Source organism: Lysobacter firmicutimachus (assembly GCF_037027445.1).
In the GTDB taxonomy this organism is placed as follows: domain Bacteria; phylum Pseudomonadota; class Gammaproteobacteria; order Xanthomonadales; family Xanthomonadaceae; genus Lysobacter; species Lysobacter firmicutimachus.
Genome location: NZ_JBANDL010000002.1, coordinates 5,017,188 through 5,042,585, shown reverse-complemented (window position 1 = coordinate 5,042,585; position 25,398 = coordinate 5,017,188). Strand labels below are relative to the sequence as shown.

Genomic DNA, 25,398 nt, shown 5'->3' with positions numbered 1-25,398 from the left:
GCGCGGCGAAATGCCGCGTATCGGCGTTGACGGCGACGGGCCGCCGCCCCGCACAATGGCGCCGTCCTCGCTGTGGGTCTGCGCCGATGCTTCCTTCTTCGATCCGTCGTTGGTTGCCGGCCCTGGCCGCGTTGGCCGTCGTCGCCTGCGATACGTCCCAGGCGCCGCAACGCGCCGCGGTTTCGGCGGCGAACCCGACGCCGGCCGCAGCCGCCTCGCCGCCTTGGCAGGTCGACGACTGGCCGCTGCCGGTCGACGGCGGCGCCCAGCCGGATCTGATCGCCACCCCCGACGGCGGCCTGCTGCTGTCGTGGATCGAATCGCGCGAGGGCCTGCACGCGCTGAAGTTCGCCCAGGCCGATGCGAACGGGCGCTGGCGCGGCGCGCCGCGGACCGTCGCGCACGGCCGCGACTGGTTCGTGAACTGGGCCGACACGCCGCACTTGGCGATGGCGGCCGACGGCGCGCTGTGGGCCCATTGGCTGCGCAAGTCGGGCGCCGCACCCTACGCCTACGACGTGGTGCTGGTGCGCTCGGCCGACGGCGGCGCGCATTGGTCGGCGCCGTTGGCGGTCAACGACGACGGCACCGCGACCGAACACGGCTTCGTTTCGCTGTGGGCCGAGGGCGCCGACGCGATGCGGGTGGCGTGGCTCGACGGCCGCGCCAGCGGCAAAGGCGAGGGCCATGGCGAACACGCCGGCCACGGCGGCGCCATGACCTTGCGCAGCGTGCGTTTCGGCGCCGACCTCAAACGTTCCGGCGAAGCGGTACTCGATACCCGCACCTGCGACTGCTGCCAGACCGACGCCGTCGCGACCGCGCGCGGCGCCTTGCTGGTCTACCGCGACCGCGGCGAGCAGGAGGTGCGCGACATCGCCGCGACCCGTCTGGTCGACGGCGCCTGGACGCCGCCGCAACCGGTGCACGGCGACGGCTGGGTGATGCCGGGGTGTCCGGTCAACGGGCCGGCGGTCGCGGCCCAAGGCGACCGCGCCCTGGTGGCCTGGTACACCGGCGCCGGCGAGGCGCCGTCGGTGCGGGTCGCCGCCAGCGCCGACGGCGGCGAGCGCTTCGGCGCGCCCTTGATCCTGGACCGCGGCGAAGCCGTCCAGGGCCGGGTCGATCTTGCATTGGATGCGGATCAGGCCTGGGTGCTGTGGCTGCGCGAGGATCGCGATGGACAGCGCCTGCAGTTGGCGCGGTTGGCGCCGGATCTGGCGCAGGAACGGCAGCGATTGAATCTGGCCCAGGTGCGCGGCCGCGGCCGCGGCACCGGCTTCCCGCAACTGGCCCTGGCCGGCGGCAGGGCCTATGCGGTCTGGACCGATCTGGTCGATGGCCGGGCGCGGCTGCGCGGGGCCTGGGTTCAGCCCGAAGCGACGGTACGCAGCAAAGGCGAATCGAACATCGCCGCCGGCGCGATCACCGGCTCGTCCAGCGGCACGCGTTTGCCGTAACGCTCGCGCAGCTTGGCCTTCACCGCCGGATCGTCGAGGCGGAAGCTGCGCAGCGGCCGGGTCTGGCCGATGCGCAGGCCGAGTCCGCGCTTGTACAGCTTCCAGGCCAGCTCGCTGCAGTAGATGCGCCGGTCCGACCATTCGAACGCCAGGTCGTAGCGCCGGCCGAGGAACGGCGCCGCCTGCGCACGCAGCCGCGCCTGCTGGGCCGCGTCCGGTGGCGTGCGCAGGCGCTTGAGCACGTAGTGGCCGCGTTCGCCGCGCGCGATCCAGGTCGCCAGCGGGGTGTAGGAGACCGGGTCGATCGCTTCGAACACGTAAGGCCGGCCGTCGCGGTGCAGGATCACGCCCATATGGCTGTAGCGCGAGCCGGTCGCGCGCTGGATCGCCTGGCTTTGTGAGGAGCGCGAGACCTGGAAGATCAGGTCGCCGTCGCGCACGGCCGGCAGCCGCGCCTGCGCCGCCGCGCTGGCCGCCAGCAGCAAGGCGAACAGCGGGGCGAACAGCGGGGTCGGCGCGCGGCGCATGGGTTCAGTCCGCGACCGGCGCGGTGGCGAACAGGCGCACGTCGTGGCTTTCGCCGTTCATGCGCATCGTGCCTTCGTCGCGCAGGCCCAGGCGCTCCAGCACCCGGATCGAGGCGGCGTTGGCCGGATGGACGATCGCCAGCACCCGCGGCAGCGCCAGCACATCGCGCGCGTAGCGCAGCACCGCCGCGCCGGCCTCCTGCGCGTAGCCGCGCGCGCGATGGCGCGGCAGGTAGGCGTAGCCGATGTCCGGGTCGGGCAGGGCATCGCGGCGCAGCAGGCCGCACATGCCGATCGGTTCGCCGCCGTCGCGCAGTTCGACCCGCCACAGGCCGAAGCCGTTGCGGGCGTAGCTGGCCGCCGGGCCGTCGGCGATGTAGCGCGCGGCGGTGTCCAGATCGCGCACCCCGCGGTCGCCGATGTTCTGCAGGAAGGCCGGGTCGGTGACCAGTTCGAGGATGAAAGGCGCGTCGGCGGGGGTGAGTTCGCGCAGCAGCAGGCGTTCGGTCTGGATCGGCAGGGTCGGCGGCATCGGGCGAGCGGGCGGGAGTGAGGACGCGGGCAACGATACGACAGTGGCGGGCGCCGGTGTGGCGACGATGAAGTCGGCGCGGCGACGCGGCTAGACTGGACGGCCGTCCGCTGTCGTCGTCCGCGCATGACCGTCCTGTCCGCTCCGCCCGAACTATTGCATCCCATCGCCGACGACAAGCGCCGCGCGGTGCTAGACGCCCTGGCGGCGATCGAGCGCGAGCACGCGGTGCGGATCGTCTATGCCTGCGAGTCGGGCAGCCGCGGCTGGGGCTTCTCCTCGCCCGACAGCGACTACGACGCGCGCTTCGTCTACGTGCACGAGCGCGACTGGTACCTGACCGTCAACGAGCTGACCGGTCCGAACCAGCCGCAGCGCGACGTGATCGAGCTGCCGATCGAGCACGACCTGGACGTCAGCGGCTGGGACCTGCGCAAGGCCTTGCGCCTGTTGTCCAAGTCCAACCCGACCCTGCTGGAATGGGTGCGCTCGCCGGTGGTGTACCGCGAGGACCCCGTGCTGGGCCCCGGCCTGCGCCGGCTGGCCGAGCAGTGCTACTCGCCGATCGCGGCCTGGCACCACTATTTGAGCCTGGCCAGCGGCACCTTCCGCGGTCACCTCGGCGGCGAGGCGATCCGCACCAAGAAGTACCTGTACGCGCTGCGCCCGGTGCTGGCCTGTCAATGGATCGAACGTGAGCGCACGCCGCCGCCGATGGCGTTCGAACACCTGCTGGAACCCCTGCTGCCGGACGGGCCGGTGCGTGCGGCCATCGACGCCCTGCTGGAGCGCAAGCGGCGCAGCGCCGAAACCGAGGCCGGGCCGCGGATCGCCGCGATCAGCGATTTCCTCGAAGCCGAGTTGGCGCGGATGCAGGCGCCGCCGCCGTCGTTGCCCGCCGGCGGCGGGCGGCAGCAGGCGCTGGACGCGTACTTCCGCTCGGCGCTGGGGTGAGCGGGTAGAGCGCCGAGCAAGAGCGAATCCCCCGGCGCCGCCGCGACGCGGGCATCCGGACGATGCCCGCGTCAGCCCCCAATTTTCCTAGGGGCCACTTGAAAGCGGAAGCGAATTCTCGCGAACGCGCGCCAGGCCGCCGCCGCCGCAAGTCGTCCCCGCTTGAAAACGGGGGAAGGGCGGATTGGCTTCTGCCTTGCCTCCTCCGCCCGTCCGGGGGCCCGGCGCGCGCCTCAGTTCGACAACGGCAGCGGCGGCTGCAGCGGCTCGATCGTGCCCTCGCCGCGCATCACCTTCTTGTACTCGGCGCGCGAGACCGAGATGTAGCGGTCGTTGCCGCCGATCTCGACCTGCGGCCCGTCCTGCACCGCGCGCCCGCTGCCGTCGACGCGCACGTTCATGGTCGCCTTCTTGCCCGAGTGGCAGATGGTCTTGATCTCGCTGAGTTCGTCGGCCCAGGCCAGCAGGTATTGGCTGCCCTCGAACAGCTCGCCGCGGAAATCCGTGCGCAGGCCGTAGCACAGCACCGGAATGCGCAGCGCGTCGACCACCTCGCTGAGCTGCCAGACCTGGGCCTTGGTCAGGAACTGGGCCTCGTCGACCAGTACGCAATGCAGCGCGCTGCGCGCGGCGATGTCGGCACGGATCAGCGCTTCCAGGTCCTGGTCGCGATCGAAGGCCACGCCGTCGGCGCGCAGGCCGATGCGCGAGGCCACCGTGCCGCGCCCGGCGCGGTCGTCCAGGCGCGGGGTGAGGATCGCCACGCGCATGCCGCGTTCGCGGTAGTTGTGCGCCGACTGCAGCAACGTCGTGGTCTTGCCGGCGTTCATCGCCGAATAATAGAAATAGAGCTTGGCCATGCGTGCAGTGTAGGCCGCGCCCGGTCCGCGCCACAGACTTGACGGCGCCCGCGACGGGCGCCGCAGCGGCCGGTCCGCCGGGGGCGGTGTAGGGGCCGCCCCCGGCGGGTTCAGTTCGTGCGCGGCGCGGTCTGCGCCGGGCCGACCTCGACGTTGCCGTCGCGCCAGACCACGTCCTCGGCCGCCCAGTAGCGCGCGCTGTCGAAGCGCCAGTCGTGGTACATCGCGGTCAGGTCGATGGCGCCGGGCTCGAACAGGCGGGCCGGGCCGGGGGTCATGACCTGCAGCTGGCCGACGTCGCCGGTACGGCTGCCGGTGATCTCGCGCTTGGACCGCGCCAGCGCGCGTTCGAAGCGCGGCTTGGCGGCGCGGTCGCCGTATTCGTCGTACAGCGCGCCGCCTTCGCGCAGGGCGCGTTCGCGCTCGGCCTCTCCCAGTGCCTGCCACATCTTCTCGCGCAGGATCGCGAACTGCGGGTACTGGCGTTCGGCGGCCAGGTCGGCCCAGGCGTAGGCCAGCGAGCAGTCCTGCGGCGCCCCCAGGCCGTACCAGTACATCAGGCTCAGCCGGTGCTGCGAATACTTGTCGGCGTAGCGCGCCGCTCGGCGGAAATGGCGGAAGGCGTCGTCCCAGGCGCCGCGCGCGGCGGCCTGACTGCCGTACAGGCGCCACAACTCGTTGGGATGGGTCTTGGCCATGCGGCTGCGCAGGTCGAACTGCTCGCGCTGCATGCGGTCGCTGTCGGCGCCGACCGCGTCGGCGGCTGCCGAGGCGTCGTCCGGTGCGGCCAGGACGGGGGCGGCGAACGCGCCGCCGAGGGCGATTGCGAGTGTGAGCAGCCGTTTCATGCCGGGTCCTCCTCGGTGGGGGCGGCGGCTTCGCGGCCGGGCCCCATGCAGCGAACCATACGCCGCGCCGGGGCGGACGGGAATCGCATCGATCGCGATTTCGGCCGGATTCGTCCCGCACGGACGGGGTGCCGCCCATTTACTCGCCGGTACCCGCCGGCGCGCTCGGCCCGGTCGCGGCCGGTCGGCTAAACTGCCGCGCCCGGGCCGGCTCCCCGCCGGCGACGAAGATCGCATGCAAGGCCTCAATCCCCCCCAGCGCGCCGCCGTCCTGCACACCGACGGCCCCCTGCTCGTGCTCGCCGGCGCGGGCAGCGGCAAGACCCGCGTGATCGTCGAGAAGATCGCCCACCTGATCGCCAGCGGCCGCATGCCGGCCAAGCGCATCGCCGCGATCACGTTCACCAACAAGTCGGCCAAGGAAATGCGCGAGCGCGTGGCCAAGCGGATCCGCGGCGACGGCGCCGACGGCCTGACCATCTGCACCTTCCACGCCCTGGGCCTGAAGTTCCTGCAGATCGAGCACGCCAAGGCCGGCCTGCGGCGCGGCTTCAGCGTGTTCGACAGCGACGACAGCGCGGCCCAGGTCAAGGACCTGATGCCGGCCGGGACCAAGCCCGACGTGCTCGAGGACATGCGCAACCTGATCTCGCGGGCCAAGAACGCCGGCCTGTCGCCGGGCGAGGCGATGGCGGCCTCGCGCACCCCGCGCGAGATCGAGGCCGCGGTGCTGTACGAGCGCTACCAGTCGCGCCTGACCACCTTCAACGCGGTCGACTTCGACGACCTGATCCGGCTGCCGGTGGAGCTGCTGGAAAGCCACACCGACCTGCAGCTGGCCTGGCGCGAGCGCATCGGCTACCTGTTGGTCGACGAATGCCAGGACACCAACGACGCTCAGTACCGCCTGCTCAAGGCCCTGGCCGGACCGAAGGGCCTGTTCACCTGCGTGGGCGACGACGACCAGTCCATCTACGCCTGGCGCGGCGCCAATCCCGACAACCTGCTCGAACTGGGCAAGGACTATCCCAGCCTGCAGATCATCAAGCTGGAGCAGAACTACCGCTGCAGCAACCGGGTGCTGCGCGCGGCCAACGCGCTGATCGCCAACAACCCGCACGAACACCCCAAGACTCTGTGGAGCGACCAGGCCGACGGCGAGCGGATCAAGGTCTGGGAATGCCGCGACAGCGCCCACGAAGCGGAGAAGGTCGCCGCCGAGATCCACTTCCTGGCACAGAAGCACCAGGCGCCGTGGAGCGATTTCTGCATCCTGTTCCGCGGCAACCACCAGAGCCGCGCGCTGGAAAAAGCGCTGCAGCTGCTGCGCGTGCCCTACCACCTCAGCGGCGGCACCGCGTTCCTGGAGCGCGGCGAGGTCAAGGACGCGCTGTCCTGGCTGCGCCTGATCGCCAATCCCGACGACGACACCGCCTTCCTGCGCGCGGTGACCTCGCCCAAGCGCGAGATCGGCGCCACCACCCTGGCCAAGCTGGCCGAAATGGCCCAGAACGCGCAGTTGCCGATGTCGCGCATGGCCGAGTCGATCCACGCGATCAAGCAGCTGACCCCGCGCGCCGGCACCGCCCTGGACGGCTTCGTCCAGATCGTGCGCTATTTGCGCGACCAGGCGCAGAAGATCAGCCCGGCCGAACTGGTCGGCGTGCTCGCCGAGCGCAGCGGCCTGCTGTCGGCGATGCGCGCGCAGTGCAAGGACGAGGCCAGCTTCCAGCGGCGCAAGGAAAACCTGGAGGAACTGTCGGGCTGGTTCGACGGCGGCCGCGGCTCCGGCCCCGGCGAACTGGCGGCGCAGCTGGCGCTGCTGTCGCACGCCGACAAGGGCGAGCCCGGCAACCAGGTGCGGCTGATGAGCCTGCACGCGGCCAAGGGCCTGGAGTTCCGCTTCGTGTTCATCGTCGGCGTCGAGGACGGCAACCTGCCGCACGACGCCAGCCTCGACGAAGGCCGCCTCGACGAGGAGCGCCGGCTGATGTACGTGGGGATCACCCGCGCCAAGGAAGTGCTGTACCTGTCGCATTCGCGCGAGACCCAGCGCTGGGGCGAGCGGATCCGGCTCAAGCCCAGCCGCTTCATCGACGAGTTGCCGGCGGAAGAACTGCAGCGCGACGGCGCCGACCCGGTCGCCGACGCGGCGCGCAAGCGCGAGCGCTCGATGGCCGGATTCGCGGCGATCAAGGCCCTGTTGGAAGAGGGCTGAGGCCAGATCGAGATTGAACGTTAAACTCATCTGTGCCGGATGACTGTGTCTTTGTCGACGAAGCGGGATTTTTTGTCGCTTGGATTGGCGTTGTTCTTACGGGGTGATTCCGACGAAATGAAAATATCCCCTGTTACTCATTGTGAAATTGTCGACTATTGGGCATCCCGTCAAAGTGAATGTGGCTTGTCCGTTGATTGGGATGAGGCGAAGAATCGCTGTTGGCGCTGTACAGGAAAGCGAAAACTTCAACGATGCCATATTGTCCCGCGTGCTTTGGGGGGCGGGGAGCAGCCGAGTAATCTGGTGCTGCTATGTGCGCAGTGTCATTCGGAAGCGCCGAATGTGGCTGATCCAGAATTTATGTGGACTTGGTTGCGTGCGCATGCTGCCGTTTTCTATGGGGGCTACTGGCAGCAGCGCGGATTTCAGGAGTACGAAGTAATTTTTGGGGAGAAACCTTTCTCCAGATTTTCCGATCCGGAAACGACGCTGCTCCGGGTGTGCAAGGCAATGAAAGAACTCTCGCAGAAAACCAGTGTTCATTGGGGGCAAGGGAAGATTAATCCTGCAACGGTTGCTTGGGTTTTGCGGCGAGCAGAGGACAGTACGGGGGAGGTGGTGTGAGCAGGGGATCGACTGGGCAGGACGGACATGTCTTCGTAGGCATTTGACGTCTGAATTGGCTAGGCTGGCCGCTGCCGAACCCACCGAGCGGATCGCCATGACCCTGCTGATCAACGCCTATTCCACCCTCGCCGCGCCGCCGGCGCCGGAGTTTGCGCGCGCGCCGGCCAACCGCCGCGACCGCAGCGATCCGGAACTGGTGCCGCATCTGCAGGGGTTCGTCGGCTATGTGCTGGGCACGGTCGAACAGGGCATGGACGCGCGCACCTTCGCGGTGATCCGGCACCTGCAACGGGTCCAGACCCACTACAGCTTCGAGGTCGAGGACGACGCCTTCGACGCCCTGACCGCCTGGGGCCAGGCCGCCAACGCGATCTGCTTCCTGCCCGACGGCAGCGTGCGCGATGCCGCCGGCAACGTCCTGGTCAGCCGCGGCGAACCGCCGGTGGAGGCCGATGCGGCGCTGCCGTACCCGGCCGACGCGCGCGAGCGCAAGGCGCGCAGCGAGCGGGCCTTGCGCGCGCTCGGCGCGCAGCCGCCGGCGCACCTGCCGCCGGTGCTCGGCGAAGGCGAGGTGCGGCTGCGCGGAAGCGAAGAAAGCATGCGGCGGATGCTGGCCCTGTGCGCGGTCGCGGTGCGCGCCGAGTCGTTGCATTCGCAGCCGCTGTCGACCCAGGAAATCGCGGCCAAGCTCGGCCCCGGCGTCGCCGCGCTGAGCCCGGCCGAGCGCGACTTCATCGACGCCCAAGCGCCGGATGAGGAAGCCTGGGCCGACCAGGGCTGGCGCTACGAAAGCGCGGCGCTGCTGCAATGGGCGCTGGGCTTGCGCGAGGCCTTGCCCGAGCCGACCGCGACCTGCGACGCCGCCGATGTCGCCCGGGTCGCGATCGCCGAGGCCGACGAGGCGCGCATCGCCCAGGCCCGGTTGCGTCCCACCGCCGAACTGCTCGACGCCCTGGACGCGATCTACCGTCGCCACTGGCTGGTGCGCCAGGCCCGTCTGGACGAACGCGAGCCGCCGATCGGCTTGCACCCCAGCGTCGTGTACGAGCGCCACTACGCCCTCAACTGGTTGCTGCGCTTCGACGAGCAGGATTGGGACGAGGTCGGTACGCCCACCTAGGGACAGCAGACCAGGGATCGGCGCCAGAAGCCGGCCGCTCGCCCGGTGGCTGCTGATTTTTGCCGCCGATCCGTTATCTTCCAGCTTTCATGCATCGGGCCGCCATGTCTTCTTTCATCGTCCGCGACGCCGCCTGCGCCGACCATCCGGCCATCCTCGCCCTCAATCTGGAGTCGGAGGACTTGATGAGTCCGATGGACGCCGCGCGGCTGCTCGAGCTGGAACGCGCGTCGGCCTATCACCGGGTGGTCTGCGACGGCGACGAGGTGGTCGCGTTCCTGCTGGCGATGCGCGAGGGCGCCGCCTACGACAGCCCCAACTACTTGTGGTTCGGCGAACGTTATCCGGCGTTCCTCTACGTCGACCGGATCGCGGTCGCGGGCAGTCATCGCGGGCGCGGACTCGGCGGATTGCTCTACGACGATCTGTTCGGTTTCGCCCGCGAGGGCGACTTCGAGCGCGTCGCCTGCGAGTTCTACATCGTGCCGTTCAACCAGGCGTCCAGCCGCTTCCACGCCCGCTACGGTTTCGCCGAGGTCGGCACGCAATGGGTCGCGCAGGGGCGCAGGCAGGTATCGCTGCAGATCGCGCCGGTGGCGGCCGCGAACGGCTAGACATCACCGCCGCGGCATCGGGCCGCTGCACGAAGCGCAAGGACGGGATAGGGACATGCCGAAGATGAGCCGCCGCCGCGCGCATCGCTTCGTTCAATGCCGGCTCTCTCCGCCGCTGCGCGCCTGGGTCCTGGCCCTGGGCCTGGCGAGGGCGCTGCCGGCCGCCGCCGAAGCCGAGCTCGGCAGTTCGCCTGCCGACCGCCACCCGGACTATCCCTGCCTGGTCGCCCTGTTGCAGCAATTGCTCGACGCTGACGGCCCGGGCGGCACCAACACGTTCCACATCGGGCGGGTGATCGAACATCCCGATCAGGACCACGACACCGTGCGGGTGTACTGGCCGCGCTCGCAGGCGATCTTGCTGGTCCAGCTCGGCCGCGCAGGCTGCGCCGATCCGCGCCAGCGTCACGACGACCTCGCCTTGGATTGGTATCGCGGCAAGGCGCGGATCGACCTGCGCCGCGATGTGGTCGCCGACGAAGCGGCGATGCGGGGCAGCAGTTACCTGGTGTCGCGGCCTTGGGTCGACGAGGTGGTCCGCGATGCGCGCGAGCGCGGCGTCGCGCTGACCTTGCGCCGCGCGTCCTGGCGCGCGCGCCGCGCCGCCGCCGCGCAATCGCCCTGACGCGGGGCCGGCCGCGCTCGACACGGTTTTGCGCCACGGCCTAAACTCGGCCGTTTCCCGGGACCTCTCGCGCATGCACATCCGCGCCCTGCCTATCGCCGTCCTCGCCGCCACCGTGGCGCTGGCCGCCTGCAAGCCCCAGCCGGGCCAGACCGCGGCGCCGGCCGCATCCGTCGCCGCGCCGGCCGCCAAGCCCGCCGCCGGGCAGGCCGACGACAACCTCAATGCGGTGCTGTGGATGCAGCGCGCGGTCGAGTACCGCGCCAGCACCGAGACGATCTACCGCGCCGCCGCCGACAAGCTCGACCTCGCGCTGAAGCAGCCGAACTGGGACGCGCTGGTGCCCGAGGAGCGCGGCAATCCGGCCAAGGGCCTGAAGCCGGCGGTGGTCATGGACGTCGACGAGACCGTGCTCGACAACTCGCCGTACCAGGCGCGCCTGGTGCGCGACGGCAAGGAATACGACGAAGCGACCTGGGACGCCTGGGTCGCGGAAAAGAAGGCCAAGCCGCTGCCGGGCGTGGTCGATTTCGCCAAGGCCGCGCAGGCCAAGGGCGTGACGATTCTGTACCTGTCCAACCGTGCCGTGCACCTGAAGGACGCGACCCTGGCCAACCTGCGCAGCGCCGGCCTGCCGGTCGCCGACGATCAGGTGTTCCTTGGCCTGGGCACGGTGGTCGAGGGCTGCGAGCAGAACGGCAGCGAAAAGAACTGCCGGCGCCTGTTGGCCGGCCGCCAGTACCGCGTGCTGATGCAGTTCGGCGACCAGATGGGCGACTTCGTGCAGGTCGTGGCGAACACGCCGGAAGGTCGCGACGCCTTGCTGCAGCAGTACCACGACTGGTTCGGCGAACGCTGGTGGATGCTGCCCAACCCGAGCTACGGTTCGTGGGAGGCGATGACCTTCAACAACGACTACGGTCAGCCGCGCGAGGCCCGCCGCACGGCCAAGCGCGCCGCGCTGGACGTGGCGCCCTGAGCCATCTCCGCTGGAAAAGCGACAATAGATTTATATAAATCAAACACTTAAATCTTGTTTCTTCAGGTATTGCGTTAACTTGAGGTCGGCGCTAGGCTGCACCCATCCCGGTGCCAGCCGGGGCCGTGCCACAACTCGACATCTGCCGGCGCAAGCCGGTTTTGCAAGGAGGCCTCGCGCCTCCTTTTTCTTTGGCGATGTTCTTGCGCGATCCCGAGCACTCCCGGTCGTATCGCTGCTATCGCCTCGCGCGCGCTCGAAGCCGTTGTCGTCGTGGCCTCTGCCGGCCATGCGGATGCAGCGGCGAAAACGCGCGACGGCGTAGTCGCTTCGCGAGCACCGCGCGCATTTCCCGCCGCGAGCGGCGATGCGCGGGCGAATGCAACGGCGGCGCGGTTGCGGTCGTCCGATGGCTGCGGCAGAACGTCGCGCTTCGAGTTCGATCCGTCCGACCTCGCGCGCGTCGATCGCGACTTCGCGTACGGAGCATTCCGGCGCCATCGACCGAACCGTTTCCGGCCGCGCGCGAAGCGGCCCGCGACGACGGCGCCGATCGCGCTGCGCGAGAGAGGCGCGGCGACGAACGCGCGCACTTCCTGTGGCGCGAATGTCGAACGGCCGCGCTCGCGAATCGAATGCGCGAGAGCCCATCCCGACTCGAGTGAGCGCATCGCATCGGACGTCGCCGGCGCATCCCGAACGAGGGCGAAAGCCCTGCGCGATGCGTGGTTCGCGTGCCGCCGACAGTCGTCGTGAGAAGGCCGTCCGCGCGCTCCCGTTCGGTTCGCGCACCCGTCGCGGCCGCCGGAAAATCTAAGAATATTCTTAGATTCACCTTTTCTCACCGCACTACTTTTCAAATTTGACGCCCGACACGCGACCTCTCCTTGATGTTTGCGAAACGCAGGAGTAATTGGTCGTCCCAGCGTTGAGTCTGCCGATGAAGAAGCGGGATATCGACAGCCCCGAAGAGCGATCGACGCAGAGTCGTCGTCTCCGCGGCGCTTCCCAGTCTTGCGTATCGCGTCGCCGGCATCGGCTGCGCGCCGGTCGACGATTGCAGCACGCGCTGCGAGCGAAGGCAGTGGATCGGTTTCAGATCTTCAAGTATCGGCATAGCAGTTCTACACGGGGGCATCATGAATCGCATTTTTCGCATCCTTTGGTCGCGGACCCTGAATGCCTGGGTGGTCGTGTCCGAACTCGCCACCGCGCGCGGCAAGTGCGGTGGCGGCGCGGACGAAGGCGGCGGCGCGGACGAACGGCCCTTGGCGGAGCTTCGCGACACCGGGCCGCCCCATCGACACAACCCGTCCTTGCTGCGCGGCATCTTCGTGGCGCTGTTGTTGCTGCACGCGCCGGTGCAGGCCGCGGACCGGTACTGGGATTTCAACGGCACCGCGGTCGGTACCGGCGGCAGCGGCACCTGGAACCTCACCAGTCCGTTCTGGAGCCCCAACGGCGACGGCGTCAGCGGCCCCTACAGCGCCTGGAACAACGCCGCGATCGACGATGCGTTCTTCGGCGGAACCGCCGGCACGGTGACCCTGGGCGTGCCGATCACCGCTCACAATCTGACCTTCCTGACCACCGGCTACACCCTCACCGGCAGCACCCTGACCCTGGCCGGCGCGACGCCCACCGTCACCACCAATGCGGGCGTCACCACGACCATCGGTTCGATCATCGCCGGCAGCGCCGGCCTGACGAAGGCCGGCACCGGTAGCTTGTCCTTGAGCGGTGCGAACACGTTCACCGGTGCGGTCAACGTCAACGCCGGCAGCCTGACCGCGAGCGGCAACGGCGCATTCGGCAACATCGCAAATGCCGTCAACATGGCCAACGGTACCCAACTTAGCGTGGGCACCACCGGGGGCGGTTTGGCAGGACGGACGGTTTCGCTTACCGGAACCGTCGTGATCTCGGGTGGCGGCGCCGGCACCGGCTTCTATACCGGCAGCGGCAACGCCAACTTCCTCGGCTTGGCATTGACCAACAATCTCAGCAACTACACGGGCAGGACCATTTTCTCCAGTGGGGCCGCGTCCAGCTTCACCTCCATTGCCGACTTGGGAATCGCCAGTTCTCTGGGGGCGCCGACCAGCGCCGCGAACGGCATCATTACCATCGGATCACCAGGTCAAACCAATGCCGTTCTGGACTATTTCGGCGACGGCGACACCTCCAACCGTGGCTGGCAAATCAATCCGCCGGCGGGCCCGAGCGGCGAGGCGGCGTATCTGCGCAACCGAGGGACAGGCACTTTGACCCTGACCGGGAACATCGCCCTGGGCGGCGGCGCAGGTAATGCCGCTCAGTTCCAGGCGTTGAATGCCGACATGGAGCTGTTGGGCGTGATCAGTAGCAACAATGCCCGCGATGCTTGGTTCGTCGCCCAGGCCGGTCGCACCGTCCGCCTCGGCGACGCCAACACCTTCACCGGCCGAGCGGTGATCCGCGACGCAGGACGGGTGGTGGTCAATACCCTCACCGATCGCGGCGTCATCAGTTCGTTGGGCGCCGGCAATATCGTCAACCTCAGCGCGAACGGCACTTTGAGCTATACCGGGGCCGGCGCCAGCAGCGATCGCGATTGGCAGATAGGCGTCGGCACGCTGGCCAACGACGGCACCGGCGCGCTGTCGCTGAGCGGCCCCATGGCCCTCACCACCAGCGCCACCCTCGCCGGCAGCTTCACCGGCGCGCCTAACGTCATTACCGGCGTGATCTCCGGCAACAGCAGCTTGCGCAGCGGCGGCGCGGCGACCTGGCTGCTCACCGGCGCCAATACCTACACCGGGACCACCATCGTCGACAACGGCGTATTGCGCGCAGGCACCGCCACCGCCTTCGGTGCGTCCGCTGCGGCGCAGGTCAACGGTGGCACGCTGGATTTGAACGGATTCGACAGGACCTTCGGCACGCTATCCGGCACTGGCGGCATAGTCGAGCTGGACAGCGCCATCTTGACCCTGAACGGTGCCGCGGGCGTTACCTCGACCTTTGCTGGCAGCATCACCGGAAGCGGCGGTCTGACCAAACTGGGGGCCAGCACCCAGACCCTGACCGGCGCCAGTACCTATGCCGGCGCCACCACCGTCGGCGGCGGAACGCTGCGCCTGGACTTCAGCACGGCGGGCGGCCCGACCAGCGACATCATCGCCGGCGCTTCGACGCTTAACATGACGGGCGGCACGCTCAACGTGGTCGGAGCGGCCGGCGAAGCCAACACCCAGAACTTCAACGGCCTGAACGTCACCGCCAGCAACAACACCATCGGCGTCGTCGCCGGCAGCGGCGGCAGCGCTACCCTCAACCTGGGCGCCATCAACCGCACCGGCGGACTGATCAACTTCAACCTGCCGGTCAGCGGCAACATCACCACCACTAACACCACACTGGGCGGCTGGGCGACGGTCAACGGTACCGACTATGCCAAGGTGGTGGGCGGCAACATCACCGCCTTCACCCTGGCCGACTACACCCAGAAAGACAACGCCGCCAACTGGCTCGACAACGAGTTCATCACCGACACCGTCGGCTTCTTCGGCACGGTGACTGGCACCAAGCAGCTCGGCGGGCTGCGCTATACGCGTCCGGTGTCGACCACCGTGACCGTGTCGGCCAGCAATACCCTCGGCGTGGACGGCACCATCATCGTCGCGCCTACGGTGCTCAATACCAACCAGACCATCACTGGCGGGCAGTTGACCGGCGCCAACGGCGGCGACCTGGCGGTACAGCAGAACAGCACCGGCAACTTCACCATCGCCTCGCAAATCGTCGACAACGGCGGGGCGACGGGTTTCACCAAGTCCGGTACCGGGCTGGTCACGCTGACCAATGCCAACAACAGCTACACCGGTCCGACCCGCGTGGTGCAGGGCACGCTGTCGGTCAACAACATCGGCAACGGCGGCGCGGCCAGCAGCATCGGCGCATCGGCGGCCGATCCGTCGAATCTGGTGTTGGAAGGAAGCACGCTGCGCTATACCGGCGGCACCACGACCAGCGACCGCGGTTTCACCATCGGCAAATCGGGCGCGATCCTGGGCAGCGGGATCGAGGTGAGCAATGCCGCGACCAACCTCACCCTCCAAGGCTTGGTGACCAGCGCCGACGGCGCGGAATTCACCAAGAGCGGCGCCGGTACGCTGACTCTCGCCAACGACACCAACAACAACACTGGCATCGTCACGGTCACGGGCGGCCTGCTCTCGGTCGACACCCTGGCCAACGGTGGCCAGGTCAGCGGCCTCGGCGCGGCCTCGGCGGATTCGGCCAATTTGGTACTCAACGGCGGCGGGCTGCAGTACACCGGCGGTACCGTCGTCACCAACCGCGGCTTTACCCTCGGTACCAACGACGGCATCGTCGATGTGAGCAACGCGGCGACGACACTGACCGTAAGCGGCATCGTGGCGGGGGTCGGCAATTCCATGACCAAGAACGGCGCCGGCACGCTGGTGCTGTCGGGCACCAACACCTACACCGGCGGCAATACCGTCAATGCCGGCATCCTGCGCGCCGGGTCCACACAGGCCTTCGGCGCTCCCAGCACCTCAGCGGTCATGACGCTGGCCAATGCGCCCGGCGTGGTGCTGGATCTGAACAATTTCGACAACACCATCGGGCCGCTGAATGGCGGGGGCGCTAATGGCGGCAACGTCACTTTGGGTTCCGCCACGCTGCGCATCGCCGGCGGTGGCGGCAACTATTCGGGTGCGATCAGCGGCACCGGCGGCGTTCTGCTCACCAACGGCGGCATCCAGACCTTCAACGGCTGCAACAACACCTACACCGGCCCTACCACCCTACAAGGGTCCAATCTGCTCGTCGATTGCTTGGCCGACGGCGGCCTCGCCAGCGGTATCGGCGCGTCCAGCTCTGCGTCCACCAACCTCGTGTTCAATAACGGATCTTTGCTATACACCGGCGGCAGCATCGCCATTGATCGCGGCTTCCAGCTATTGGGAGCCGGCGGCATTCATGTGAGCAACGCCGCAACCACTTTGGAATTCGAAGGGGCTGCGATCGGCGCAGGAGCGCTGATCAAGCGCGAAGCGGGAACCCTGGTGCTGTCGGGAAACAATAGCTATACCGGCAACACCCAGGTCGAGGGCGGCATCCTGCGCGCCGGATCGGCCACGGCATTCGGCACCACCAACGCTTTCGTGATGACCAACGGCGCCGGCGTGCTGCTGGATCTGAACAACTTCAACGTCAACGCGGGCGCTCTGGTCGGCGGCGGGACCCTGGGCGGCAACATCGCATTGGGCACCGGCACGCTGACGATCCGGGACGGCCTGACTCAGACGTATGCCGGCGCGATCGGCGGCCCCGGCAACCTGATCAAGAACGGCGCCGGCCTTCAGACGCTGTCGGGCTGCAACAGCAACTACACCGGCGCCACGACGATCAATGCCGGCGTGCTGGCGGTCAATTGTCTGGAAAACGGCGGGGTCAACAGCTCGATCGGCGCCTCCGCCGCCGATCCCGCCAATCTGATGCTCAGTGGCGGCACCCTGCGTTACGTGGGCACGGGCAGCAGCACCGACCGTCAATTCACCCTCGGTACCGGCGGCGGTACGCTCGACGCCTCCGGGACCGGCATCGTCCATTTCACCTCCACCGCGCCGGTGGCCTTGGCGGGCGCGAACGTCGCCCGAACGTTCACCCTGACCGGCACCAACACCGGCGACAACCTGTTCGCCGCGCAATTGAACAACAATGGCGCGGGCGTCACGTCGCTGACCAAGACCGGCACCGGCACCTGGCGCCTGAGCAACAACAACAGCACTTACACCGGCATCACCACCATCAGCGGCGGCGTGCTCAGCGTCGACCAGATGGCCGACGGCGGCCTCGCCAGCAGCATCGGCGCCTCGTCCGCCGCCGCCGCCAACCTGGTGATCGGCAACGGTTCCACCTTGCGCTACACCGGTACGGGCGACAGCACCAACCGCCAGTTCACCCTGGCTCCCGGCGTCACCTTCATCGAGTCCTCGGGCACCGGCGCGCTGCAGTTCACCAACACCGGGCCGGTGACGCTGAGCGGCACCAATACCCCGCGCACCATCGCGCTGGGTGGCACCAATACCGGCAACAACACCATGGGCGGCACCATCGGCAACAACGGTACCGGCGCCACCACCCTGGCCAAGAACGACAGCGGCACCTGGATCCTGACCGGAAACAACACCTATTCCGGCAACACGGTCATCAACGACGGCAACCTGGTGATCGGCAACGGCGGCACCACCGGCAACGCCGGCGTCGGCAACGTGATCGTGGATTCGCCGACGTCGACCCTGTCGCTCAACCGCAGCGACACCTTCACCTTCAGCGGCACGCTGAGCGGGCCGGGCACGCTGGCCCAGATCGGCAGCGGCACCAGCGTGCTGACCTCGCCCGGCAACAGCATCGGCGCCACCGCCATCGCCGCCGGCACCTTGCAGGTGGACGGCGGTCTGGCGACGGCGACGGTGGGCATGACCGGAACCTCCGCGCTGCAGGTGAACGGCATCGTGCAGGCCGCGGGCGGCACCCAGGTCGCCTTCAGCGGCGATGTCGGCGCCCAGACCGTCACCGTCGGCCCCGGCGGCACGCTGCGCGCCGCCGGCGACCTCGGCGGCGGCAACGACACGATCGCTCTCACCGGCCTGCTGGATACCGGCGCGGGCACGTTGCAGCTCGGCGACGGCGACGACACGCTGGTGCTCAACGACGGCGCGCAAATGCTCGGCGGCGGCGTGGGCACGTCCGGCGGCGGCACCGATACCCTGGTGGTCAACACCGCGCTGGGCTATGCCCTGGACGGCGGCAGCATCGACACCTTCGAAATTCTGACCAAGCAGAACACCGGCGCGCTGACCCTGACCGGCGACCACGTCTTCGCCGTCGCCACCCAGCTCGACGGCGGCACGCTCGACGTGGACGGCCGGCTGGAGACGTCGGCCCTGTCGATGGCCGACGGTACGGTGCTCGACATCGACGGCACCGTCGAAGCCGCCGGCAACACGCCGACGGCCGTCACCGGCAGCGCCGGCGTCAACACGATCGATGTCGGCCCCGCCGGCACGCTGCGTGCGAACGGCGACCTCGGCGACGGCAACGACGCGGTGACCCTGGCGGGACTGCTCGGCACCGGCGCCGGCACCTTGGGCCTGGGCGCCGGCGACGATGTGCTGACCTTGCGGGACGGGGCCGTCATCGAGAGCGGTGCCGGCGGCGTGGACGCCGGTGCGGGCGGTAGCGACCGGCTGATCCTGGACAACGCCTCGGCGATGGCCTTCGACGGCAGCCAGACGGCCGGCTTCGAGACCTTGACCAAGCAGAACACCGGTACCGCCAGCATGACCGGCAGCCAGAGCTTCAGCGGCGGCGTCGCGATCGATGCGGGCACGCTGGACATCGACGGCACGCTGCAGACGCCGACCATCGCCTTGGCCGACGACACTGCGTTGAATGTGGACGGCACGGTCGGCGGCAGCGTTGGCCCCGCCGCCGCGATCGGCGGCAGCGTCGGCGCGAATACCGTCAGCGTGGGCGCGGGCGGCACGCTGCGGGCGAACGGCGATCTGGGCGCCGGCAACGACGTCTTGGACGTCGCCGGCACTCTCGACACCGCCGGCGGCGTGTTCGCGCTGGGCGACGGCGACGACACCCTGACCATCCACGAGGCCACCAACATCATCGGTACGGTGTCAGCCGGCGCCGGCAACGACACCTTCGACACCCATATCGACACGGTCGCCGACCTGGGGGCCGTGCAGGGCTTCGAGACGCTGAGCAAGACCGGCTCGGGCGTGCTGAACATCAACGGGCCGATGAGTTCGGATTTCACCGCGGTGACGGTCGCCGCAGGCACGTTGAACATCGCTGCGGGCGGCAGCGTGGTGCCCGCGCCGGGCAACGCGCTGGATACCGTGGTGGCGAACGGGGCGACCCTGGTCGTCGACGGCAGCTACGGCTGCGGCAGCGGCAACGACTCGATGACCGTGGCCGGCACCGTGGCCGGTACCGGCACCATCGACCTGTGCGGCGGCGACGATCGTCTGACCCTGCAGGATGGCGCGGTGCTGAACAACGCCATCGACGGCGGCCTGGGCGGCAACGACAGCCTGGTGCTCGACAATGCCGGCCAGCTCGATTTCGATGCCGGCAACACCGATGGTTTCGAACTCTTGCGCAAGACCAACACCGGCACCGCGACGCTGAGCGGCAGCCAGAGTTTCGCCGGCGGCACCACGATCGACGGCGGCACGCTGGACGTGGACGGTGCGCTGGAGACGCCGACCGTCGCCCTGGCCGACGGCGCCACGCTCAACGTGGACGGCGCCGTGCAGGCCGGCGTCGGCAGTGCGGCCGCGCTGAGCGGCGATGCCGGCATCAACACCGTCCGGGTCGGCGCAGGCGGCACGCTGCTGGCGAACGGCGACCTGGGCGCGGGCAACGACGTGCTTGACGTGTTCGGCACCCTCGACACCGGCGGCGGCGTGTTCGCGCTGGGCGACGGCGACGACAACTTCGTGGTCCACGACGGCACCGTGGTGATCGGCACCGTCGACGGCGGCGCCGGCGTCGATACCCGCACCTACGACATCGACACCAGCGCCGACCTGGGTGCGCTGCAGAACTTCGAGGGCGTGACCAAGAGCGGTACCGGCGTGCTCAATATCACCGGCCCCGGTGCGACCGACTTGCAAGAAGTGCAGGTGCTCGAAGGCGTGCTGGACGTGCACGCGGGCGCCAGTATTGTCGCCACCCCGGGCAGTTCGCTGAACGCCACCGTGGCGTCCGGCGCCACCTTGAACGTGGACGGCGCCTTCGGTTGCGGCAGCCAGGCCGATACCCTGAGCGTGTCCGGCACGGTCAGCGGCAGCGGCAGCGTCAATCTGTGCGGAGGAGACGACACCCTGACGCTGGGCGACGGCGCCGACATCGCCGGGCTGCTCAATCCGATCGACGGCGACGCCGGCGACGACCGGGTGGTGCTCGACAACGCCGGCCTGCTGACGCTGGACAGCGGCGACATCGCCAATTTCGAAGCGTTGCAGAAGGACAACGGCGGCGAGGCGGTGCTCACGGGCGCACACGGCTTCAGTAGCGGCACCGCCTTGAACGGCGGCACCCTGACCGTCGCCGGCAGCCTGGACACGCCGACCCTGACGATGGGCGACGGCACCACGCTCAATGTCGACGGCAGCCTGCAGGCGGCGGGCGGCGCGGCGGCGGCGATCAGCGGCAGCGCCGGCAGCAACACCGTCAATGTCGCCGCCGGCGCGAGCCTCTCGGCGAACGGCGACCTGGGCGACGGCAACGACGTGCTGGACGTCGCCGGCAGCCTCGACACCGGCGCCGGCATCTTCGACCTGGGCGCCGGCGACGACACGCTGGGCATCCACGACGGCACCGCCATCGCCGGTATCGTCGCGGGCGGCGCCGGCACGGATCTGCTGAACGCCGACATCGCGACCAGTGCCGACCTCGGTGCGGTGCAGGGCTTCGAAACGCTGAGCAAGACCGGCCTCGGTGCGCTCAACATCAACGGCCCGGCGAGCTCGGATTTCGTTACCGTCGACGTGCTCGCCGGCCGCCTGAACGTCGCCGCCACCGGCAGCGTCGTGGCCCAGGACACCACGGTCGCCGGCGGCGCGGTGCTGAACGTCGACGGCAGCTACGCCGGCACCGGCGGCAGCGACAGCTTCACCGTGGCCGGCACGGTGACCGGCGTCGGCACCGTCGACCTGCTCGACGGCGACGACACCTTCACGATCCAGGACGGCGCCGACCTGTCCGGACTGAACAACGCCATCGACGGCGGCAACGGCACCGATACCTTCGTCGCCGATCTGGCCGGCAACGCGACCTTGGGCGGGGCGGTCAACTTCGAGACCCTGACCAAGACCAACACCGGCACCCTGCACGTCGACGGTCCGGCCGCATCGGCGTTCAGCACGGTCCATGTCGATGGCGGCACGCTCGATATCGGCGCCGGCGGCAGCATCAACGGCATCAACACCGCGACCGTGGCCAATGGCGCCAGCCTGATCGTCGACGGCGCGTTCGGTTTCACCGCCGGCGCGGACAGCTTCACCGTGGCCGGCACGGTCAGCGGCTCGAGCGCGATCGACCTGCTCGACGGCGACGACCACCTGATCCTGCAGGACGGCGCCGACATGGACGGCCTGGCCGCGCCGATCGACGGCGGTGCCGGTATCGATACCCTGACCGCGGACTATGCCGGCACCGCGACGCTCGGCGGCGCCACCAATTTCGAGACCCTGACCAAGACCAACATCGGCACCTTGCACATCGACGGCCCGGCCGCGTCGGACTTCACGACCGTCAACGTCGCCGGCGGCACGCTCGACATCGGCGCCGCCGGCAGCGTCAGCGGCGTGGTCGCCACGACCGTCGCCAGCGGCGCCACATTGAACGTCGACGGCAACTTCGCCGGATCGACCGGCAACGACAGCATGACGGTGTCCGGCGCCGTTGCCGGCACGGGTGCGATCGCATTCGGCGACGGCGACGACACGGTGACCCTCAACGACGGCGCCGACCTGAGCGGCTTGGCCGGCCTGCTCGACGGCGGCGCGCACAGCGCCGGCGATACCGTCGTGCTCAACAACGCCGGGGCGTTGAGTTTCGGCGCCGGCAGCGTGGTCAATTTCGAGTTCCTGACCAAGAACAACACCGGCACCGCCACCCTCACCGGGACCCAGAACTTCAGCGGCGGCATCGCCGTCAACGGCGGCGAACTGGCGATCGCCGGCGGCTTGAGCACGCCGGTCGTGACGATGGGCGACGACACCGCACTGACCGTCGACGGCAGTCTGGACGGCGGCGCGGGCCTCGTCGCCGCGATCGCCGGCAGCGCCGGCGCCAACACCGTGACCGTCAACGGCACGGCCTTGGCCGAAGGCGATCTGGGCGCAGGCGAAGACGTACTCGACGTCGTCGGCACCCTCGACACCCGTGGCGGCGTCTTCGCCCTGGGCGACGGCGACGACAGCTTCGTGGTCCACGACGGCACGACCGTGATCGGCACGATCGACGGCGGCGCCGGCCTGGACACGCGCGTCTACGACATCGACCTGAGCGCCAACCTGGGCTCGCTGGCGAGTTTCGAGGGCGTCACCAAGACCGGTACCGGCGTGCTCAACGTCACCGGTCCGGGCGCGACCGACTTGCAGGAGGTCAGCGTGCTCGGCGGGACCCTGAACATCGGTCCGGCCGGCAGCGTGATCGCGACCGCGGGCAGCGCGCTGGCCACCGTGGTCGGCGCCGGCGCGACCTTGAACGTCGACGGCAGCTTCGGTTGCGGCGCCGCCAACGACCGCATGACCGTGGCCGGCACCGTCTCGGGCAGCGGCAGCATCGACCTGTGCGGCGGCGAAGACGTGCTGACCCTGCAAGACGGCGCAGCCATCCAAGCGGTGATCAGCGGCGGCGGCCACGGCAGCGGCGACACGGTGGTGCTCGACAACGCCAACGCCTTGACCTTCGACGCCGCCCGCACGATCAACTTCGAGTATCTGCAGAAGGACAACGCCGGCGAAGCGACGCTGGTGGGCAGCCAAAGCTTCAGCGGCGGCACCACGCTCAACGGCGGCGTGCTGAGCGTGGCCGGCAGCCTGCAGACGCCGACGCTGGCGATGGCCGATGCCACCACGCTGGCGATCGACGGCAGCGTGCGCGGTCTGGCGTCGGCTCCGGCCGTGCTGACCGGCAGCGCGGGCGTCAATACGGTCGACGTGGCCGTAGGGGCGAGCCTGCTCGCCTCCGGCGACCTCGGCGACGGTGCCGATGTGTTCGATCTGGCCGGCACGCTCGACACCGGCGGCGGCAGTTTCGCGCTCGGCGCCGGCGACGACCGCTTCATCGTCCACGAAACCACCGCGGCGATCGGCACGGTCGACGGCGGCCAGGGCCGCGATACGCTCGAGGCCAACATCGGCGCCGGGTTCAACGTGCCGCTGGGCAGCATGCTGGGCTTCGAATCGCTGGCCAAATCCGGCGCGGGCGCGTTGCAGATCAACGGTGCGTCCGAGTTCATCGATGTCGACGTGATCGGCGGCCTGCTCGAGGTCACCGCCGGCGGCAGTGTGGCGGCGCAGAACACCACCGTCGCGGCCGGCTCGACCCTGAAGGCGAGCGGCCTTTACAGCGGCACCGCCGGCAACGACCGCTTCGACTCGGCCGGCACGGTGATCGGCCGCTTCGACTTCGGCGCCGGCAACGACACCGCCGATTTCCGCGGCGGCGACCTGAGCGGCCTGAGCCGCTTCGACGGCGGCGCCGGCGGCGAGGACCGGGTGAATTTCCACGACATGGTCCTGGACCAGGCCGACGTGGGCGCGCTGTCCAACTGGGAGCGGGTGGATCTGCTCACCGGCACGCAGCTGACCCTGACCGGACCGCTGAACCTGGGCAGCGGCCTGCTGTCGATCGACGGCACGTCCGAGCTGATCGGCATGAGCGGCGCCGGCCTGACCGGCAACCTGGCCAATTCGGGTCTGATCACGGTCGGCAACGCGCGCTTCGGCGTCAGCGGCAACTACACCGGCGGCGGCCGGCTGGCGTTGACCGTGTCGCCGGGCGGCCAGAGCTCGGGCGGCCTGGATATCGGCGGCGATGTGGTCGGCAGCACCGCGGTGGCTTTCGCCAGCGACGGCAGCGAGACGCCGCAACAGCCGGCCTCGATCCGGGTGATCGCGGCCCCGAACGACAACGCCGCGACCGAGGGCCATTTCATCGCCGCGGACGCGACCGACGGCGTGGTGCGGTTGAACGGCAGCGTGTTCCCATGGACCTTCGATCGCCAGGGCGACGGCTGGTATCTCAACACCGAGGCCAGCGACATCCTGCCGGAGATCGGCGGTTACGCGGTGTTGCCCGGGATCGGCGCCAGCCTGATCCAGGAAAGCAACCGCCTGCTGTTCGAACGCATGGCCGGCATCCGCGGCGACACGCCGCGTTGCGGCTCGCACGAAGACGACATGGAGCGCGCCTACTGGCAGCTGGAGGGCGAATGCCAGGGCTTCTGGATGGCCGTCACCGGCAGCGAGCTGAAGATGGGCGCCGACCCGGGCTTCGCCTTCAGCGGCGACACGCTCGGGCTGTACGCCGGCGTCGACACCCTGCTGCAGGACCGCGAGACGCGTCACCTGCGCGGCGGCGTGTTCGTGGCGTTCCAGCGCGGCAACTACTGGGCCAGCGGCGCCAACTCGACCGATCTGCAAGGCATCGGCGAGGCCCATGTGCGCGTGGATACGCCGATGGTCGGCATGTACGGCAGCGTCAGCTGGAAGCGCGGCACCTACCTCGACCTGACCTTGGTCGGCCAGCGGCCCGAGGCCAGCATCGCGGTGGCCGACGGTTTCAAGGAAAAGATCGATGGCAACAGCCTGACCGCAAGCGCGCAGCTGGGACATCGCTTCCATCTCGACAACGGCTGGACCGTCGAGCCGCAGTTCAACCTGAGCGCCAGCGCGATGCAGTGGCAGGACAAGCTCGATGCCGGCGGCAAGCGGCTGGTGATGGACGACGATTTGCTGGGCACCGCGCGGCTGGCCGTGCGCGTCGACAAGCTGTTCGAAACCGCGGCGGGCGCGAGGGTGCGGCCGTGGGCGACGCTGGGCGTGCAGGACACGCTGGGCGAGAAGGACGATGCCCTGGTCGTGCTGCCGCCCGGCGCCAACGCGCAGCGGCAGGCGTTCCCGAATCACGAACTGGGGCTGATGGCGACCCTCGATGTCGGCGTGGAGGCCGAACTGAACCCGTCCGTCAGCCTGTTCGGCGTGCTTTCGTACGGCCAGAGCCTGGACGGGAGCGAGGTCGAGCAGCGTCAGGCCAACCTGGGGCTGAGGGTCCGCTGGTGACCGCCGAGGCGGCCGGCTCGGCATGAGCCGGCCGCCGGGCCCGGCCGCCCCGCTGCGTTACGGCGCGGCCCGAAACACCGCCTTCGTCGCGGATGCGACCGTCCGGCGCCCGCGTGCGACGGTCGTGTCCGCGTCCGCGGAC

General features: G+C 69.4%; 13 protein-coding genes. 9 read left to right on the top strand and 4 right to left on the bottom strand.

Annotation, left to right across the window (positions count from 1 at the left end):
• Positions 1-86: 86 nt before the first annotated feature.
• Positions 87-1,460 (top strand): hypothetical protein, encoded by a 1,374-nt coding sequence (locus V2J18_RS21715; protein WP_336132870.1) that lies wholly within the window; start codon positions 87-89, stop codon positions 1,458-1,460.
• On the opposite strand, the gene V2J18_RS21710 is transcribed toward V2J18_RS21715, so the two are convergent.
• Entirely contained in the window at positions 1,370-1,987 is a 618-nt protein-coding gene (locus V2J18_RS21710; protein ID WP_336132869.1) for a YiiX family permuted papain-like enzyme, read from the bottom strand. The two genes, V2J18_RS21715 and V2J18_RS21710, sit on opposite strands and share 91 nt — an antisense overlap.
• A 4-nt stretch (positions 1,988-1,991) precedes the next feature.
• A complete protein-coding gene (locus V2J18_RS21705; protein ID WP_064748544.1) occupies positions 1,992-2,519 on the bottom strand; it encodes a GNAT family N-acetyltransferase in 528 nt (175 codons plus the stop codon).
• Between the two features lie 126 nt (positions 2,520-2,645).
• On the opposite strand from V2J18_RS21705, the gene V2J18_RS21700 reads away from it, so the two are divergent.
• Positions 2,646-3,473 (top strand): nucleotidyltransferase domain-containing protein, encoded by an 828-nt coding sequence (locus V2J18_RS21700; protein ID WP_064748545.1) that lies wholly within the window; start codon positions 2,646-2,648, stop codon positions 3,471-3,473.
• Positions 3,474-3,706: 233 nt separating this feature from the next.
• Here the strand turns inward: V2J18_RS21700 and V2J18_RS21695 are convergent, their stop codons facing one another.
• Together V2J18_RS21695 and V2J18_RS21690 are read right to left on the bottom strand one after the other, a co-directional pair.
• Positions 3,707-4,333 (bottom strand): thymidine kinase, encoded by a 627-nt coding sequence (locus V2J18_RS21695; protein ID WP_064748546.1) that lies wholly within the window; start codon positions 4,331-4,333, stop codon positions 3,707-3,709.
• A gap of 110 nt (positions 4,334-4,443) precedes the next feature.
• Complete coding sequence (locus V2J18_RS21690) at positions 4,444-5,181, bottom strand: SEL1-like repeat protein (protein ID WP_336132868.1); 738 nt, start codon at positions 5,179-5,181, stop codon at positions 4,444-4,446.
• 235 nt (positions 5,182-5,416) lie between these two features.
• Between V2J18_RS21690 and V2J18_RS21685 the strand changes: the two genes are divergently transcribed.
• The 7 genes from V2J18_RS21685 (at position 5,417) to V2J18_RS21655 (ending at position 25,256) form a co-directional block, all read left to right on the top strand.
• Complete coding sequence (locus tag V2J18_RS21685; protein WP_336132867.1) at positions 5,417-7,399, top strand: UvrD-helicase domain-containing protein; 1,983 nt, start codon at positions 5,417-5,419, stop codon at positions 7,397-7,399.
• 39 nt (positions 7,400-7,438) lie between these two features.
• Complete coding sequence (locus V2J18_RS21680; protein WP_336132866.1) at positions 7,439-8,026, top strand: HNH endonuclease; 588 nt, start codon at positions 7,439-7,441, stop codon at positions 8,024-8,026.
• 97 nt (positions 8,027-8,123) lie between these two features.
• The gene (locus V2J18_RS21675; RefSeq protein WP_336132865.1) at positions 8,124-9,149 is read left to right on the top strand and encodes a DUF4272 domain-containing protein; all 1,026 of its coding nucleotides are present in this window, start codon (positions 8,124-8,126) and stop codon (positions 9,147-9,149) included.
• Between the two features lie 104 nt (positions 9,150-9,253).
• Entirely contained in the window at positions 9,254-9,763 is a 510-nt protein-coding gene (locus V2J18_RS21670; protein WP_336132864.1) for a GNAT family N-acetyltransferase, read from the top strand.
• Between the two features lie 64 nt (positions 9,764-9,827).
• Complete coding sequence (locus V2J18_RS21665) at positions 9,828-10,388, top strand: hypothetical protein (RefSeq protein WP_186442598.1); 561 nt, start codon at positions 9,828-9,830, stop codon at positions 10,386-10,388.
• Between the two features lie 73 nt (positions 10,389-10,461).
• A complete protein-coding gene (locus V2J18_RS21660; protein ID WP_336132863.1) occupies positions 10,462-11,367 on the top strand; it encodes a 5'-nucleotidase, lipoprotein e(P4) family in 906 nt (301 codons plus the stop codon).
• A gap of 1,139 nt (positions 11,368-12,506) precedes the next feature.
• The gene (locus V2J18_RS21655; protein ID WP_336132862.1) at positions 12,507-25,256 is read left to right on the top strand and encodes an autotransporter-associated beta strand repeat-containing protein; all 12,750 of its coding nucleotides are present in this window, start codon (positions 12,507-12,509) and stop codon (positions 25,254-25,256) included.
• Positions 25,257-25,398 lie beyond the last annotated feature (142 nt).